Here is a 16410-nt window from a genome sequence, read left to right as displayed (position 1 = left end):
CAAACGAGCATTGTGCGCGCGGACACTCCAACGTACATCGCTAAAAAAATTGCGCCGCTCCAGTACCGATGATGGAAGCCGGAGCGGCCGACCGACTAGACAGACTGCGGGTGCATCACAAACATCGAGGACTTCAGAAGCGATACGACGCGCCGACCTGGAAGAAGCGGCCGATGTTGGTATAAAGCGACTGGTCGTAGCCCGTGATATCCGGCGTGGCCTGCCACTCGACGTCGAACGGCGGCTTGCGATCGAAGATGTTGTTGATGCCGCCGTAGATCGTCCAGTTCTTGAAGCCGCGATACGTGGCCATCAGGTTGAACTGGCTGTACGACGCCACCGACAGCGTACCGCCGTCGCCGAACTCGGACGCCACCGCGTTGGTGTACGGGCCGGTGTACTGCCACGTCAGCGTGGTGGTCAGCTTGCGGTAGTCCCAGGAAAGGCTGGTATTACCCTTCCAGCGCGGATTGGACGCACCGAACGGCTGCAACAGCGCGAGGTTGTTGCCGGCGAAGTCTTGCGTCGGCGCACCCGGGCTATTCAGCTTGAAGTGCCACACGTAGGCCCAATCGCCTGCCAGCGTGAACGTACCGTACTTCGTACCCACCGACTTGCGGAAGTTCATGTCGAAGCCGTCGGTGTCGAGCGAGCCGAGGTTGACGAACTGTTCCTTGATGTAAGCCACCGTGCCGTCAGGATTGCGGATCACGTTCGACGGGTTATTCGCATCCATCACCGCGTTCGGATCCTGCGTGCCGATTACGCCGTCAATGTGGATCTTGTAGAACGCCGCACCAATATCCGTCGACGAGTCCGGCGAAAGCTGGAAGCCGATGTTGTAGTTCTTGGTGCGCTCAGGCTGCAGCGCCGGATTGCCGTTGACCTGTTCCGTCGTGAAGTGCTTGGTCGGCGTGCCGCTCGGGTCGTTCGGGTCCACCAGGTTCTGGTGAGCCAGATAGGTTGCCTGCGAGTTTTCGACCAGCGTCGGCGCGCGGAAGCCGCGGCTATACGATGCGAAAGCCGTGATAGCCCGCACCGGCTGGAAGCGCAACGCGAAGCTCGGCGAGAACGCACCACCAAAGTCGCTGTAGTGGTCGTAACGGCCCGCCTGCGTGAACGTCAGGTTGTGGATGATCGGAATATCCACCTGATAGTAGACGGCCGCCACATTGCGCTCACCGTCGACCGTTTGCACGTTGGCCGGCGCCGTAATGCCGAGCGCGCTATACGTACGCGAGTTGATGATGTTGCTTTCATGACGGAATTCCGTACCGAAACCGACACCGACCGGGCCGCCCGGCAGAGTGAACAGGTTGCTCGTCGAGGTCTTCGCCGTGACGCTGTCGAGCTTCGAGATCGCCTGTTCATAGTCGTTCTGGAAGACGCCGTTCAAACCGTTCGGCGTGGCCGACGGATTCGAAAAGTTGAACACGCCGTTCTGCAGAATGTTCTCGAGGCCCGCAACATTCAGCGCGTTGCCGTAGGTCGTGTCGACCGTGCTCTGCGAGTGGCCGTAATCCGCGGACCAATCCCAATCGCCGAATTTGGCGGTGGTGAACGAGCCTTTCACACCGGTCAATGCACGCCAGAACGTCGACACCGTATCCGCCGACACGGTATTCGGGAACGTATAGTTGATCTGCGTGGGTACGCCGAACGGGTTGTACGGATTGGTGCCCGAGACCGTGCGCGACAGCGGCAACGCGGAACCGGTGGCCGGGTTGAACGCGTTGGTCTGGCTGCTCAGCACTGCCGGGCCTTCGTTCTGCACGGTTTCGTCGCGGCTCACCCAGAAGTCGGCGTAGGCCTGCACGTCGTCGTTGATCTTGAACGTACCGCGCACTTTCGCGTTCAGGCGCGTGATTGCCGGCACCAGCGAAGTGGCGCTGGCCGGATTCGATTTACACGTGGATGCGCCGTTCGCCGACACGCTGCCTGGAGGACAGGGGCTGAGTGCCGTGTTAGTGCCGTCGGCCGTAGTCCAGTACGATTGCTGGTTCGGGCCGAGCGGGCCCGCGAGACCACCCGGGAACTGGCTGAAGTCCTGACCCGCGGTCATGTCGCGATCGCCGAGCGACGAGCCGGTGTCGCGGTAGTAGCTCGCGGCGGCCGTTACGTTGAAGCGGTCGCCATTCAGATCGCCGATACCGCCGAGCACGCTGAAATTGCCCTGCGCGTCGCCCGGATGCTGAGCCTTGCCGAGCTGGCCGTCGATCTGCAAGCCCTGGAAGTCTTTCTTGGTGATGATGTTGACCACGCCCGCGATTGCATCCGAACCATACACCGAGACCGCACCGGTCTTCACGATGTCGATGTGGTCGATCATGTTGAGCGGGATCGAATTCACGTCGAAGAACGTGTCGGTGAAGTTCACCGCCTTGCCGTAATTCGCCACCCGTTGCCCGTCCACCAGCACCAGGGTGTACTTCTCGCTCAGACCGCGCAATGCAATACCGCCGCCGCCTTGCGCGGAGCTATTCATTGTCGTTTGGCCCCAGCTGCTCCCCGAGTTGGCGGAGGTGCCGCGCAGGAAGTCGGCCACGGTCGTATAACCGCTTTGCTGGATGTCCTTGGTCGTGATGGTCTGAACTTCCGTGTTGCCGACCTTGTCCGACGTGCGGATCAGCGACCCGGTCACCTCGAATTTCTTGAGTTGCTGGACCCCTTTGCCCGTCGGCGTGGCGGTGTTGCCATCCGCGGACGGTGTGGCAGCCGCGCCCGTTGCCGGGGTGCTTTCCGTTGTCGTCGCGCCTGCCGCGGTGCCGGTGGTGGCCGGCTGGCTTTGCGCAAACGCCGGTACGGCGATCACGGCCGACAACGCCAGTTCAGCCCAGACTATTCTTCTAATGGCCAGCGCCAATGCCCTTTGTTTCATTTTTCCCCTTCTCGCTCGTCAGTAAGGCCACAGCAGTATGTGAAGAGTGGTCTCGTGAACCGCTCTACTCGATATACGGCGATCTTGCGCCGCGTTCCGTTAAAGCAACTTCAAAATAAGTCAGCGTCGGACTACTAATTTATTGCAATCGGAATGCGCAGCGCTTTCCAATTGATGCCATTTCTACTGCCACGCGAGCGGACTCCGTCATCTACCGGCCCAGATTTCCAAATCGCTGGTATACACCTAAGTAATGCTTACAAATATCGAGCGAGTGCTTTCTTCTAAAGCACAGCCTGCGGCACTAAAACAGTCTTGGCGTCCCGACCCACACGACCACCGCCTCTTCACGCGCGGTATTGGACCAGGAGTGCGGCACGGTAGACTCGTAATGCGCCGTGTCGCCTGCCTGCAATACGAACGTCGTGCCTTCCAGAGTGAGCGAGATCTGGCCGCTCATCACATACAAGAATTCTTCACCGGCGTGCGTTGTGACTTCCGACGGGTTCTGCCCCACCGGCATCCTGACGAGGATCACTTCCAGCTTGCCGCCGACCGACAGGTTCGTCAGCCTTCCGAACAGATTGGCGGTTCCGTCAAATCCGAAGTACTTCAACTCGCTTCCTCGACGCACCGACTTATCTTCTGTCGGCGTGTCGACGAAATACTGCACCGTCACACCCAAAGCTCGCGCAATACCGACTAGCGACGTAATCGAAGGTGTTGCATGACCCCGTTCCACCTGCGACAAAAACGGCTTGGAAATGCCTGCGGTCGTTGCCACTTCATCCAGCGTGCGACTGAGCCGTTGGCGCAGCGCGCGGATTTTGCTTCCTATAGAGATTGCAACATGTGCCTTGTTATTGAGTGGCAAGACCATAGCAAGACAGAATCCCGTAGTCAAAAATAGTTTGATATATGCAAATTATGTTTCGTCGAGCGTAACGTTCTCCCTGAAACGTCCGTGATAGCCGTGCTCATAGTTCGCCGTGGACAACCGCATCAATTTGTTATCCAGAAGACTTTTCTTCTTCCGACAACCTTTTTGATAGTTGCTACCGCGTCCACATATCCGCATGAAAGACGGATCCGCATTCATTGGGACGAGCGCACTCCCTCGCGTCCACCGCGAGGGTACGCGTCTCATCTGAGATAACTTGAAGCGAACGGAGTGCTCTTATTTCGACGCCACCAGCACCCACAAACGCGCGAGATCAGCCGAACCGTCGGTGCCTTTCACCGCACGGAATGTTTGCACCGCGCGAGCCTTGTCGCCCGCGATGTAGTACGCCTCGCCGAGATGCAGCTGCGCCTGATCCGGATGGTCGAGCCCGCCCTTGGCGATCGCGGCATCCATTGCCGCCAGACCCTGTTTCGCCTGCCCCGCAAAAACCTGGTTGAAACCCACATCGACGGGAGCAACGGGGTTCGCCGGATCGGAGGGCGCTTGCGCGCGTTTGGCCGCGAGCGCCTGCAGGCGTTTCTCGCGATCCGCCTGCGCGTCGCGTCCCAGAACGCCCGCTGTAAAGCCCTGATCGATAACCTGCTTGCCCTCCGCAGTGGTGCCGGCCACGATCGCCAGCTGGGTCATTTCCATGTAGTCGTCGGCGGTCGACAGCGAGCCGGTCGCGCGACGCAAGCGATACGTGTCGATATCGAGCTTCGACGAATAGCCCGGCTTGTTGCGGATCGCCGAGAACAGATCGTCCCAGTAAGACTGCTTCGGATGATAGGCAACCAGCTTTTCGAGCGTGCTGCGGTACGTGGCATCATCCTTCACACGTTGCGCACACGTGCCGAGCAATTGCAGTTGCGATTCGTCAGGCGCGTGACCGGCACGCACCTGCGCGTCGATGCCGGGCTTGAGCAGGCTCACCACGCTCGCGCAATCGTTCGACAGGTAGTAAGACTGAACCAGCAGCGTGCGCATGTCCGGATCGCTGCCACCCGACTTCAGATAACGCTGCGCGACCTTCGCCGCCTGCGCGTAGTTCTTCTGCTGGAAGTAGATGCCGGCCAATGCCGCCGACGTGCGTTGCTCGTCAGCGCCGCTCAACTTGCCCGAACTCAGCAACGTTTCGTACGCCTGAGCAGCCACGCCGGTTTCACCCGCCGCCACGGCTGCGGCGCCACGCATCTGCTCGATCATGGTGCTCTCGTACGGCGTCTTGCCGGGCACAGCCGCCGCCTGATCGATCTTCGTCAGCGCGTCCTTGTACTTGTGCGCGCGATACAGATCCTGTGCGGCATTCAGCGGCTTCGCCACGTCCGGCCGCAATGTGTCGGCGGCATGAGCGGCGAGCGGCAGCACGAGAGCGGCCGCGATAACGGCGCGCTTGAACCGGTGATGAATCGTTTGCATTGCCCTTCCCTATTGCATGTACTGCTCATTGCCGATCAGGCCGATCTTGGTCGCGCCCAGTCGTTGCGCGGACGCCATGACCTCCGCGACATCCTTGTACGGCACCAGCTTGTTCGGCCGCAAATGGATTTCGGCTTGAACCGGTTCGGCGGCCACTTGCGCGAGCCTGGATTCGAGCGCCGCGCGGTTCGGCACCGGCTGGCCGTTCCAGGTCGTGGTGCCGTCGAAGTCGATATCGATCTGCACCACTTCAGGCTGCGTGATCGGCGGCGGCGGATTGCCGACCGGCAGGTTCATCTTGATGGCGTGCGTCTGAATCGGGATCGTGATGATCAGCATGATCAGCAACACCAGCATCACGTCGATCAGCGGCGTGGTGTTGATGTCGACCATCACATCCGGTTCGCTGCCGCCGCCCGACGATACGTTCATTCCCATTTTCGGCTCCTGTCGATCGCAAACTCAGCCGCCGCGCGCGGGCGGCTCAGTGATAAACGAAACCTTGGCGATACCGGCGCGCTCGCACTCGGTAATGACCCGGCCGATGAACTCATAACGCGCGCTCTGGTCGCCGCGAACATGCACTTCCGGTTGCGGCGTCATGACCGACACGGTCTTCAGGCGTGCCAGCAGCGTCGGCGCATCGACCTGCTTCTCGTTCCAGAAGAAGTCGCCGTCGCGGTTCACCGCGATGACGATACTTTTGGGCGTGGTCTGCAGCGGCTGGATCGTCTCCTTCGGCAATTGCACCGGCACCGTATGCGTCACGACCGGAATCGTGATCAGAAAGATGATCAGCAGAACCAGCATCACGTCGACGAGCGGCGTGGTGTTGATACTGGAGATGACCTCGTCGTTGTCGTCCTGCCCAACGCTCATTGCCATGACGGACTCCGCTTATTGAACCAGCGACGCTTCGCGAGCCACGGCGCGCGCCGGGCGGCGGCTGCCGGCCAGCAACACGGTGTGCAGCTGCGCGCCGAATGCACGAACGCGCTCCATCACCGACTTGTTGCGACGAACCAGGAAGTTGTAGCCGAGCACCGCGGGCACCGCGACCGCGAGGCCGATCGCCGTCATGATCAGCGCCTCGCCCACCGGACCCGCGACCTTGTCGATCGACGCCTGGCCGGCAATGCCGATGGCCGTCAGCGCGTGATAAATCCCCCACACCGTACCGAACAGCCCGACGAACGGCGCCGTCGAGCCCACCGTACCGAGGAAAGCCAAACCGTCTTGCAGACGATTCGACACGTTGGTGATCGCACGCTCGACCGACGTGTCGATCCACGTGTTGCGGTCCACGGCTTCGAGCAGCGCTTCGTCATGATGCTCGCCCGCTTCGATAGCGGTTTCGGCGATGAAGCGGAACGGCGACGTTTCATCGAGCAGCTTCGCGCCTTCGACCAGCGACGGCGCAGTCCACAACTGCTCGTCGGCGCTCTTCGCGCGGCGGTTCGCGCGGAACTGTTCGACGAACTTGGTGATCATGATGTACCAGCTGCCCATCGACATGAGCACCAGCAGAATCAGCACGAAGCGGGCGACGAAGTCGCCGTTATTCCAGAGGGCGCTAAGGCCGTAGGGGTTGCTGACAGTCTCGGACGTAGCCGGTGCCGGCGGCGGCACCGCTTCGTCGGCGGCTGCGCTCGCGGTTTGCGGCGCGGCGGTGGCCGGTGCGGCGGTAGCCGACGCCGTGGCTTCGCTAGCCTGCGCATGAGCCATTTGCGGCGCAACAAAATCCACCGTGGTCACGGCGATCAACATGCTTGCCGCCAGTGCGGCGAGAGTACGCTTCTTCATGCCTGCTCCAAGTTCATTAGTACAACTTCTAAACTAAGACTGATAAATCGCTACCGGTACCGAACAGCCAGTGAATTCAGTTCAAATTAAAGGAGAACGGAACTTGCACACGGACAGGTTGGCCTTGGGAAACGCACGTGAACTGCTTGACTGCGTTGAACGCCGCACGATCCAGTGAGGAGTCGTCCGAGGATTTGGCAACGCGTTCATTCGTAATATGGCCCTGCGGGTCGACAACGAATTCAATGAGAACATCACCCGTCACGTTGTTTTCCTGCGCTTCCTTCGGGTAGCGGATCGACGAACGGATCTGATCCGAGTTCGGACACACCACGCCGACTTCGGTACTTACGGGCTTCGTCGGCGCGGGCGGCGCCGGCGGTGCGGGCGGCGCTACGGCAGGCGCCGACACGACCGGCGCGGCCTGATGCGTGATGGTCGGCTGCGGGGGCGTTTGCACCTGCACTTCCGGCGGCGGCACGAACGGCGGCGGCGGCGGCGCGAATTTCGGCGGCGGCAATTGCACCGTGGGCAACGGCGGCGGAGGCGGTGGCTTCACCGGTTCGATGATTTTCGTTTCGATAGGATGCTGGATGACCTGCACGACCTTGGTGGCGAGGCCATTGATCAGTGCGTAAATCAGCACGATGTGCAAAAGCAGAACAGCTGCGATGCCGCCAAAGCGGCGTACTGGGTTTTGCTGCTTGCGCCCAAACTCACGCGGGCGCCCCGGCCTCTGCATGGCCGCTGCTGCCGGAAAATGCCCTTCGACTTTCGTACCCACCTTTACTCCTCCGGCGTGAATCGTCCATTTCTGTAACTGCACTGCGCTTACTTGCCGCAAAAAGCATTCACATCAACCAGCTGGCGACCAGCGGTCTTTGATTCGGAGTCCAAAACGGACGTGACACTACCCGGCTCCGATCTGACGACACGGACGCGCCTGCGGGAGACGGTCGCCATGCCTCATGTAAGCCGAATAATCGATCTAAGTAGAACTACTAATAGAATAAATTTGAGCCGTTCGCTTCTGCCTTGCATGAACGCCGGAGACAACCTGATCTCTATAACTCGTAGCGCCTGGAACTTTTTGCGCGCGTGTCACATGCGTTTCATGGGTGGCAACAATAGCAGGACAAAAAATGTACGGTCAAACTTTTTTTGATGACAACATACTTAGTTTAGAGAGGTAACTCTAACTCATGCCGAATTCGCGGCGCTTTAAAAGAATAAGCGTATGTGGAGCAGATAAGCATTCAGATGTTTCTGCCCGACAATTGGGAATTCACTGCACGTTTAGCGTGCATCGATGCACGAAAAGCTGCTGACCGAACGGCTGATCCGGAACGCGAAAGGCCCATTGGGCAGGCGTTTAGACGCCCTCGCAGCATGGCTTGCGTGGATCGCGGGCAGGAAGTTTGTCGTGGTGATCGGGCGCCGGAGTGTGACCGCGCCGAAGGCGAGACGATAGCAGAAGGCGAGAAGCCTTTAAAAATATTTTTAGCGGTATTTACGACACTTTATTTACGCATCCCAATTACACGCCGAATTGAATTACAAAACAATTCCAATAAATTACATTAAGCCAACAACGCCAGTAATGACGGGCGGAGTGACATCGGTACGACGTTGGCGGGCTGTACCGCGCAATTCTCGCGAGGACCGAATGGTTTGGTCAGAGTGAAGTGAATCGTGCACCGGCAAACTTCTGCGCGTCGAACAGACGAGCAAGCAGGAGCAGCGCAACGTTGGTCGCGCCGCTCTGCTGCATTAACCGTTCGTACCCTCGCCCGCCACGACAGCACTGTTGTTACGCGATCGTGCGAGAACCGGCCGTAACGCGGCGCCCGTGTGACTCGCCGCAACGCGCGACAGTCCTTCGGGATCCGTAGCAGCGACAATCGCCCCACCGCCTACGCCGCCTTCAGGACCGAGGTCGATGATCCAGTCCGCCTCGGCGATCACATCCAGATCGTGCTCGATGACAACGACGCTATGGCCGCCGTCCGCGAGACGATGCAGCACGCGAATCAGCTTGGCGACGTCGGCCATATGCAGGCCCACGGTCGGTTCGTCCAGCACATATAGCGTATGCGGCGGCTTCTGCCCGCGCCGCGTAATGTCGTCGCGCACCTTGCTCAATTCGGTAACGAGCTTGATACGTTGCGCCTCGCCGCCGGACAACGTGGGCGACGGCTGACCCAGCGTGAGATAGCCAAGCCCTACGTCTTTCATCAACTGCAATGGATGAGCAATATTCGTGATGGGCGCAAAGAACTCGACGGCTTCGTCGATTTCCATGGTCAGTACGTCGCCGATATTCTTGCCGCGCCACGTAACCGCGAGCGTTTCCGGATTGAAGCGCTGCCCGTGACACACGTCGCAAGGCACCTTCACATCGGGCAGGAAGCTCATGCCGATGGTACGCACGCCCTGCCCCTCGCAAGCCGGGCAACGGCCTTCGCCGGTGTTAAACGAGAAACGCGAGGCCGTATAGCCACGCGCGCGCGCTTCGAGCGTGCCGGCGAACAGCTTGCGGATTGCGTCCCACACGCCGATGTAAGTGGCCGGACACGAACGCGGTGTCTTGCCGATCGGCGTTTGATCGACCTCGAGTACGCGGTCGATGGTTTCCCAGCCGGTGATCGAATCGCAGCCTTGCCACGCATGCGTAACGTTTAGCGGCGCGCGCGGCGCCGTACGCGCCAGCACGCTGGAACGCCGGTTCGCTGCCGGTTTTTCTTCGGCCGCCGCGCGCGCGCGCCGCGTGGCCGGCGATGACAACACCGAACGCCCGACGGCATCCAGCAGGTTGCTCATCAGCACGTCGCGTGCGAGCGTCGATTTGCCGGAACCGCTGACGCCAGTGACCGCGACGAGTCGCGACAAAGGAATGCCGACCGTAACGTTGCGCAAGTTATGCAACTTGCCGCCATGCACGGTCAGCCAGTTCTCCGGCACCGCGGCCGTGCGCTTGCCCGGCGCGACCACTTCGCGACGCGGCTGCAGCGGGTGCACGATGGGCTGCGCGAGAAACTGTCCGGTCAGCGAATCGGGCTGCGCCGACAGATCCGCCACACTGCCTTGCGCGACCAGCGTGCCGCCGCGTTTGCCAGCGCCCGGGCCGATGTCGATGATGTGATCGGCACGCCGGATCGTGTCCTCGTCGTGCTCGACGACCACCAGCGTATTGCCCTTTTCACCGAGCTTGCGCAAAGCGTTCAGCAGAATCTGGTTGTCGCGCGGATGCAGACCGATGGTCGGTTCGTCGAGCACATAGCAGACGCCTTGCAGGTTGCTGCCGAGCTGCGCGGCAAGCCGGATGCGCTGCGCTTCGCCGCCCGACAGACTCGGCGCCGCACGATCGAGACTCAAATAGCCGAGGCCCACTTCTTCGAGAAACTGCAGACGGCTGCCGATTTCGCTCACTACGTCACGCGCGATTTCCGCATCGCGACCGGTCATTTCCAGCGTGTCGATCCAGGCGCGCGTGTCGGATACGGTCCATTGCGCGACATCGACAATCGCCTGCGTGTCGAACGTGACCGCGCGTGCCGTGGGATTCAGACGCGTGCCGGCGCAATCCGGACACGGTTCGTCCACGAGACCTTCGGGCTCCTGCTCTTCCGACGGCAGGCTTTGCTCGCGGCCACGATTGTCGTCGACGACAATCGTATCGTCGTACACCGCGCGTTGTTCGCGCGTGAGCGCGAGACCCGTGCCGACGCAGGTGGTACACCAGCCATGCTTGCTGTTGTACGAGAACATGCGCGGATCGAGTTCCGGATAACTCGTGCCGCACGTCGGACACGCACGCTTGGTGGACAGCACCTTGACCGCGCCGAGTTTCGCCGTGGCGCGGCCGCCGCTGATCGCGTCGTGCAAACCGTCTAAAGGCGCCAGCAGATGCATCACGCCTTTGCCGACTTCCAACGTCTGATCGAGCGCCCGACGCAGTTCGGTTTCATTGTCCGGCGACACGACGAGATCGGCCACCGGCAACTCGATCGTATGTTCGCGGAAACGGTCGAGCTTCGGCCACGGGTCCACCGGCACGAATTCGCCATCCACACGCAGATGGGTATTGCCACGCGCCTTCGCCCACTTCGCCAGATCCGTGTAGACGCCTTTACGATTCACGACCAGCGGCGCCAGAAAACCGACATGCTGCCCTTTGTGATCGCGCAGCAACTGCGCCGCGATCGATTCGACGCTCTGCGACGTGACCGGCGTGCCGTCGTGAATGCAATGCTGCAGACCGAGCTTCACATACAGCAGACGCAGGAAGTGCCACACCTCGGACGTGGTCGCGACCGTACTCTTGCGGCCGCCGCGCGAGAGCCGCTGTTCGATCGCGACGGTCGGCGGAATGCCGTACACCGCGTCGACCTCGGGACGCCCCGCCGGCTGCACGATGGAACGCGCGTAGGCGTTCAGCGATTCGAGGTAACGGCGCTGTCCTTCGTGGAACAGAATGTCGAAAGCGAGCGTGGACTTGCCCGAACCGGACACGCCGGTAATCACGTTGAATTTGCCGTGCGGAATGTCCACGTCCAGCGATTTCAGGTTGTGCTCGCGCGCATTGACGATACGCACCACGTCCTCGCCTTCGATCGCCCTGCGCGCGCGCGCCGCGCTCAGCGCTTTTTGCAACGGAATGCCTTGCGACGCCGGTTCGGCCGCCGCGCCCATGGCGCGGTCGTATTGCAGCAGCGCTTCGCCAGTATGCGACTCCGAACACGTTTTGACGTCTTCCGGCGTGCCCGCGCACAGCACACGGCCGCCGCCGTCACCGCCTTCGGGACCGAGGTCGATCAGCCAGTCGGCCGCGCGGATCACGTCGAGATTGTGTTCGATCACGATCAGCGAATGGCCGCTTGCGAGCAGCTTGCCGAACGCCTGCATCAGCTTGGCGATGTCGTCGAAATGGAGACCCGTGGTCGGCTCGTCGAACATGAACAGACGCTTCGCGACCGCTTGCTTCGCACTGCGCGCGGTCCGCGCCTGCGCGGATTCCGCGAGGAAACCGGCGAGCTTGAGCCGCTGCGCTTCACCGCCCGACAACGTAGGCACCGGCTGGCCGAGCTTCACGTATTCGAGGCCCACGTCGACGATCGGCTGCAGTACGCGCAACACTTCGGCGTCTTTAGCGAAGTACGTGGTGGCTTCGCTCACCGTCAATTCCAGCACGTCGGCAATGCTCAGCGCGCGCGCCGGTTCGCCGCGCTCGATCTTGACTTCGAGCAGTTCCGCGCGATAGCGGCGCCCGTCGCAATCGGGGCAGCGCAGGTATACGTCGCTCAGAAACTGCATTTCGATATGTTCGAAACCCGAGCCGCCACAAGTCGGGCAGCGACCTTCGCCCGAATTGAAACTGAACATGCCGGGGCCGTAACCGCGCTGCTGCGCGAGCGGCGCCTTGGCGAACAGTTTGCGGATCTCGTCGAACGCACCGACGTAACTCGCCGGATTCGAGCGCGCCGTCTTGCCGATCGGCGACTGGTCAACGAACACGACGTCGGTGACCTGATCGGCGCCGCTCAGGCTTCTGAATGCGCCCGGCGATTCCGTGGCGAGTCCGAAGTGCCGCGCCATGGCCGGATACAGCACGTCTTGCAGGAGCGTGGACTTACCGGAACCCGACACGCCCGTCACGCAGACGAGCCGCTCCAACGGAATCTCCACCGTGACATCGAGCAGATTGTGTTCCGTCGCGCCTTCGAGCACGATGCGCGGCGTGGTGGCATCCACCGGACGCTGCGACCAATGCGCCGCGTCGGCCACATGCCGCCGGCCGCCGAGGTACTCGCCAGTGAGCGTGCCTGACGAACGGATCGCCTCGGGCGCGCCGTCGTAAATGATCGAGCCGCCGCGCTCGCCCGGCCCCGGACCCATATCGATCAGACGATCCGCCGCGAGCATCACAGAGGGATCGTGTTCGACCACCACCAGCGTGTTGCCCGCATCGCGCAAACGGTGCATGGCTTCGACGATGCGGTTCAGATCGCGCGGATGCAAGCCGATACTCGGCTCGTCGAGCACGAACAGCGTCTTGGTGAGCGAGGTGCCGAGCGCCGTGGTCAGGTTGATCCGTTGCACCTCGCCGCCCGACAAGGTGCGGCTCTGCCGGTCGAGCGTCAGATAGCCGAGGCCGACGTCGCATAGATACTTGAGGCGCGTGCGCACTTCGGCGAGCAGCAGTTTGAGCGCGTCGTCGAGCAAGGCACTCGGCAAGCTGATCTCGTCGAAGAAGTGCCGGATGCGCTCGATCGGCATCAGCATCAGATCGTGTACGGTCAAACCCGGCAACGCTTCGAGTTGCCCGCGCGTCCAGTCGACGCCGCGCGGCAGGAAGCGCTTTGCGGCCGGCAACACGTCGTCCGCATTCGCCTTGCTACCCAGGCGCCACAACAGCGATTCCGTTTTCAGGCGCGCGCCGCCGCAGGTTTCGCACGGCGTATAGCTGCGATACTTGGACAGCAGCACGCGAATATGCATCTTGTACGCTTTCGATTCGAGATACTCGAAGAAGCGTTTGACGCCGTACCAGTGGCTTTGCCACTTGCCGTTCCAATCTGGCGAGCCGTTGATGACCCAGTCGCGCTCGGCGTCCGTCAACTCGCCCCAAGGCGTGCCGCGACGGATATCGGCTTTCGCCGCGTAGCGCATCAAATCGTCCTGGCACTCCTTCCATGCGGGCGTTTGCATGGGCTTGATCGCGCCGTCGCGCAGCGTCTTGCGCGCGTCCGGAATTACCAGCCCGAGGTCGACGCCGATCACGCGGCCGAAGCCGCGGCAGACTTCGCACGCGCCGTAGGCTGAGTTGAACGAGAACAGCGCGGGCTGCGGGTCGGCGTAGCGCAGGTCGCTCTCCGGGCTGTGCAAGCCGGTGGAGAAACGCCAGATTTGCGGCTCGGCTTCCTGGCTTTCCGGCCCTTCCGGCGACGCCGGCAGCACATAAATATTGACGCGGCCGCCGCCGCGCTTGAGCGAAGCCTCGATTGCCTCGACCACCCGTTGCTTGTCCACCGAGCGCAGCCGGAAGCGGTCGGCCACCACGTCGAGCAGCTTGCGCTTGCCGGTGGGTGAATCGACTTCGCGCTGCGCCTGCACGCGCGTGTAGCCGCTGGCCGACAGCCATTGCTCCACTTCCTGCTCCGACGCGGATTCCGGCAACTCGACCGGGAACGTGACGACGAGCCGCGGTTCGTTCTGCGCGGTGCGTTCGAGCAACTCGGCGTAGATCGTTTCCGGCGTGTCGTGACGCACCTGATGAGCCGTCTTGCGGTCGAATAGTTCGGCGGCACGCGCGTAGAGCAGCTTCAGGTGATCGTTGAGCTCCGTCATGGTGCCGACGGTGGAGCGCGAACTGCGCACCGGATTGGTCTGGTCGATCGCGATGGCCGGCGGCACGCCGTCGACGCGGTCGACTTGCGGCCGGTCCATGCGGTCGAGAAACTGCCGCGCGTAAGCGCTGAATGTTTCGACGTAGCGCCGCTGCCCTTCCGCATACAGCGTGTCGAACACCAGGCTCGACTTGCCGGAACCGGACGGGCCGGTGACCACCGTCATTTCGCCGGTTCGTACGTCGAGATCGACGTTCTTGAGGTTGTGCTGGCGTGCGCCGCGAATTTTGATTGTGCCGTTAATACTGCTCGAGCCGTTTTTGCCGTTTTTGCCGTTGGATGCCAATTTTTCCGACCGTCTGAATGAGTGGGCCACCTCTCACGGACGCCTCGCGACCGCGCAAGTTCGGTGCGGCTGGCTGGCGGAGACGCACGCCGGAGCCCTGCTCGCAACGGGATACTATACTGTATATTCATACAGTTTTCCAAGGCGCGAAACGGCAGTGCTCCGGAGACGCGTCAGGCGGTGGATGGCGGCGGAAAAAGCGCGCCGCTGAGTACGGCAGCAAGCGATGTACCGATAGGGACGACTGTTACGGTGACATTATGTGCGCCAACATGACGTCGGGTTGACCACGAGTCACCAATCTCAACGTGTTTCCCCGCGTCGCCCCCATCGGCCAACGCTCACGCAGCTTCGACCACACCGTGCGCCGCGCCGCGCTTGCGACGCTCCAACGTACCGATACACACGAGCGACACCCCGGCCAGCACGCTATAGAACACCGCCAGCGGCCACCATGCGCCCGGATAACGATGCGCGAGCAACGTCCCGATCAGCGGCGTCAGACCGCCGGCCAGCGCGGCACACACCTGATACGACAGCGAAATCGCCGAATACCTGACGCGCACCGGGAACGCCGTCGACATGAACCCGGCCATCACCGCGTACGAACTCGACATGCACATCACCGCCAGCGCAATGCCGATCACGATCGCCACCGGCCTCCCGGTCGAAACGAGCGCGAACATCGGATAAGGCGACAGCATCGCCAACGCGGCCGCGCCCTTCAGAAACCGCCCTGTGCCGATACGTTGCGCGAACCATCCCGAGCCGAGTTGCGTGAACAACTGGATGAACGCCACCACGAACAGACAATCGAGAATCAACGAACGATCGAGACCGAGCGTTTGCGTCGTGTAATTGAGCATGAAGGTGTTGACGAACCATGCGCCGGCCACGCCGATCACGTTCGCGCCGAGGCACAGCAACAGCGTGCGCCACGCGTCGCGCACGACTTCGGCGACCGGCAGCGCGGCCACCCGACGTTGCGCCTTGAGCGCCTTGAATTCCGGCGATTCGTCGACGCCCGCGCGGATCAGCAGGCCGACCACCAGCAGCACCGCGCTCGCGAGAAACGGCAGGCGCCATCCCCAGCCGAGAAACGCGTCCTTGTCCATCGAGGCCACCGCGCGGAACGCGAGCAGCGACAGGATCAGACCCGCGGGACTGCCGAGTTGCGCGAACGACGCGAAGAACGTGCGCCGTCCTTGCGGTGCATGTTCGCTCGCCATCAGCACCGCGCCGCCCCACTCGCCGCCGATCGCAATGCCCTGCGCGACCCGCAGCAGCACGAGCAGCACCGGCGCCCATACGCCGGCGCTCGCATAAGTTGGCAGGAAGCCGATGCCGACGGTGCCGACGCCCATGATCGCCAGCGTCGCCACCAGCGCCTTCTTGCGGCCGATGCGGTCGCCCAGGTGGCCGAACACCAGCCCGCCGAACGGTCGAGCGAAGAAGCCGACCGCGAAGGTGCCGAACGAAGCCAGCGTGGCGAAAAACGGATCGCTGCCGGGAAAGAACAGCTTGCCGAATATCAACGCGGACGCCGTGGCGTAGATATAAAAGTCGTACCACTCGATCGTGGTGCCGACAAACGCGGCGGCTGCGGCGCGTGTCGGTTGCCGGCCGGCGGCGTGGTCGTCTTGCTCGCGATTCATGTCTCTGTCTCCAAGGTCTT

The 16410-nt window shown here is 61.9% G+C and carries 10 protein-coding genes; 1 reads left to right on the top strand and 9 read right to left on the bottom strand.

Annotation, left to right across the window (positions count from 1 at the left end; all coding sequences use genetic code 11):
* Window positions 1-133: 133 nt before the first annotated feature.
* From BPHYT_RS07150 to BPHYT_RS07120, 7 genes are all read right to left on the bottom strand, one after another.
* Window positions 134-2878, bottom strand: coding sequence for a TonB-dependent receptor plug domain-containing protein (locus tag BPHYT_RS07150; protein ID WP_012432477.1), 2745 nt, complete (start codon window positions 2876-2878; stop codon window positions 134-136).
* A gap of 304 nt (window positions 2879-3182) precedes the next feature.
* On the bottom strand, window positions 3183-3758 hold the full coding sequence (locus BPHYT_RS07145; RefSeq protein ID WP_012432476.1) for a helix-turn-helix domain-containing protein: 576 nt from the start codon (window positions 3756-3758) through the stop codon (window positions 3183-3185).
* 297 nt (window positions 3759-4055) lie between these two features.
* On the bottom strand, window positions 4056-5240 hold the full coding sequence (locus tag BPHYT_RS07140) for a tetratricopeptide repeat protein (protein ID WP_012432474.1): 1185 nt from the start codon (window positions 5238-5240) through the stop codon (window positions 4056-4058).
* 9 nt (window positions 5241-5249) lie between these two features.
* Window positions 5250-5678 carry an ExbD/TolR family protein gene (locus BPHYT_RS07135; RefSeq protein WP_011487696.1) on the bottom strand — a complete coding sequence of 143 codons (429 nt, stop codon included), beginning with the start codon at window positions 5676-5678 and terminating at the stop codon, window positions 5250-5252.
* A 24-nt stretch (window positions 5679-5702) separates the two neighbouring features.
* Window positions 5703-6125 carry an ExbD/TolR family protein gene (locus tag BPHYT_RS07130; protein WP_012432473.1) on the bottom strand — a complete coding sequence of 141 codons (423 nt, stop codon included), beginning with the start codon at window positions 6123-6125 and terminating at the stop codon, window positions 5703-5705.
* Window positions 6126-6137: 12 nt separating this feature from the next.
* A complete protein-coding gene (locus BPHYT_RS07125; protein ID WP_012432472.1) occupies window positions 6138-7043 on the bottom strand; it encodes a MotA/TolQ/ExbB proton channel family protein in 906 nt (301 codons plus the stop codon).
* A 76-nt stretch (window positions 7044-7119) separates the two neighbouring features.
* Entirely contained in the window at window positions 7120-7785 is a 666-nt protein-coding gene (locus tag BPHYT_RS07120) for an energy transducer TonB (RefSeq protein WP_167315754.1), read from the bottom strand.
* A gap of 518 nt (window positions 7786-8303) precedes the next feature.
* On the opposite strand from BPHYT_RS07120, the gene BPHYT_RS38115 reads away from it, so the two are divergent.
* Complete coding sequence (locus tag BPHYT_RS38115) at window positions 8304-8627, top strand: hypothetical protein (protein ID WP_148225073.1); 324 nt, start codon at window positions 8304-8306, stop codon at window positions 8625-8627.
* 186 nt (window positions 8628-8813) lie between these two features.
* Here BPHYT_RS38115 and uvrA read toward each other — a convergent pair whose 3' ends face one another.
* Window positions 8814-14735 carry an excinuclease ABC subunit UvrA gene (uvrA, locus tag BPHYT_RS07115; RefSeq protein ID WP_049868964.1) on the bottom strand — a complete coding sequence of 1974 codons (5922 nt, stop codon included), beginning with the start codon at window positions 14733-14735 and terminating at the stop codon, window positions 8814-8816.
* A gap of 341 nt (window positions 14736-15076) precedes the next feature.
* Window positions 15077-16390: an MFS transporter gene (locus BPHYT_RS07110; RefSeq protein ID WP_012432468.1), complete on the bottom strand. Its 1314-nt coding sequence runs from the start codon at window positions 16388-16390 to the stop codon at window positions 15077-15079.
* Between the last annotated feature and the right edge of the window lie 20 nt (window positions 16391-16410).

Origin of the sequence: Paraburkholderia phytofirmans PsJN (assembly GCF_000020125.1) — a bacterium.
In the GTDB taxonomy this organism is placed as follows: Bacteria; Pseudomonadota; Gammaproteobacteria; order Burkholderiales; family Burkholderiaceae; genus Paraburkholderia; species Paraburkholderia phytofirmans.
The sequence above is the reverse complement of the archived record's forward strand: the minus strand, read 5'-3'. Positions and strand labels throughout refer to the sequence as shown.

Excerpts from the sequence above, each read along its gene's own strand:
- BPHYT_RS07150 (WP_012432477.1), bottom strand. The coding sequence starts at position 2,878 with ATGAAACAAAGGGCATTGGCGCTGGCCATTAGAAGAATAGTCTGGGCT.
- BPHYT_RS07145 (WP_012432476.1), bottom strand. The coding sequence starts at position 3,758 with ATGGTCTTGCCACTCAATAACAAGGCACATGTTGCAATCTCTATAGGA.
- BPHYT_RS07140 (WP_012432474.1), bottom strand. The coding sequence starts at position 5,240 with ATGCAAACGATTCATCACCGGTTCAAGCGCGCCGTTATCGCGGCCGCT.
- BPHYT_RS07135 (WP_011487696.1), bottom strand. The coding sequence starts at position 5,678 with ATGGGAATGAACGTATCGTCGGGCGGCGGCAGCGAACCGGATGTGATG.
- BPHYT_RS07130 (WP_012432473.1), bottom strand. The coding sequence starts at position 6,125 with ATGGCAATGAGCGTTGGGCAGGACGACAACGACGAGGTCATCTCCAGT.
- BPHYT_RS07125 (WP_012432472.1), bottom strand. The coding sequence starts at position 7,043 with ATGAAGAAGCGTACTCTCGCCGCACTGGCGGCAAGCATGTTGATCGCC.
- BPHYT_RS07120 (WP_167315754.1), bottom strand. The coding sequence starts at position 7,785 with ATGCAGAGGCCGGGGCGCCCGCGTGAGTTTGGGCGCAAGCAGCAAAAC.
- BPHYT_RS38115 (WP_148225073.1), top strand. The coding sequence starts at position 8,304 with ATGTTTCTGCCCGACAATTGGGAATTCACTGCACGTTTAGCGTGCATC.
- BPHYT_RS07110 (WP_012432468.1), bottom strand. The coding sequence starts at position 16,390 with ATGAATCGCGAGCAAGACGACCACGCCGCCGGCCGGCAACCGACACGC.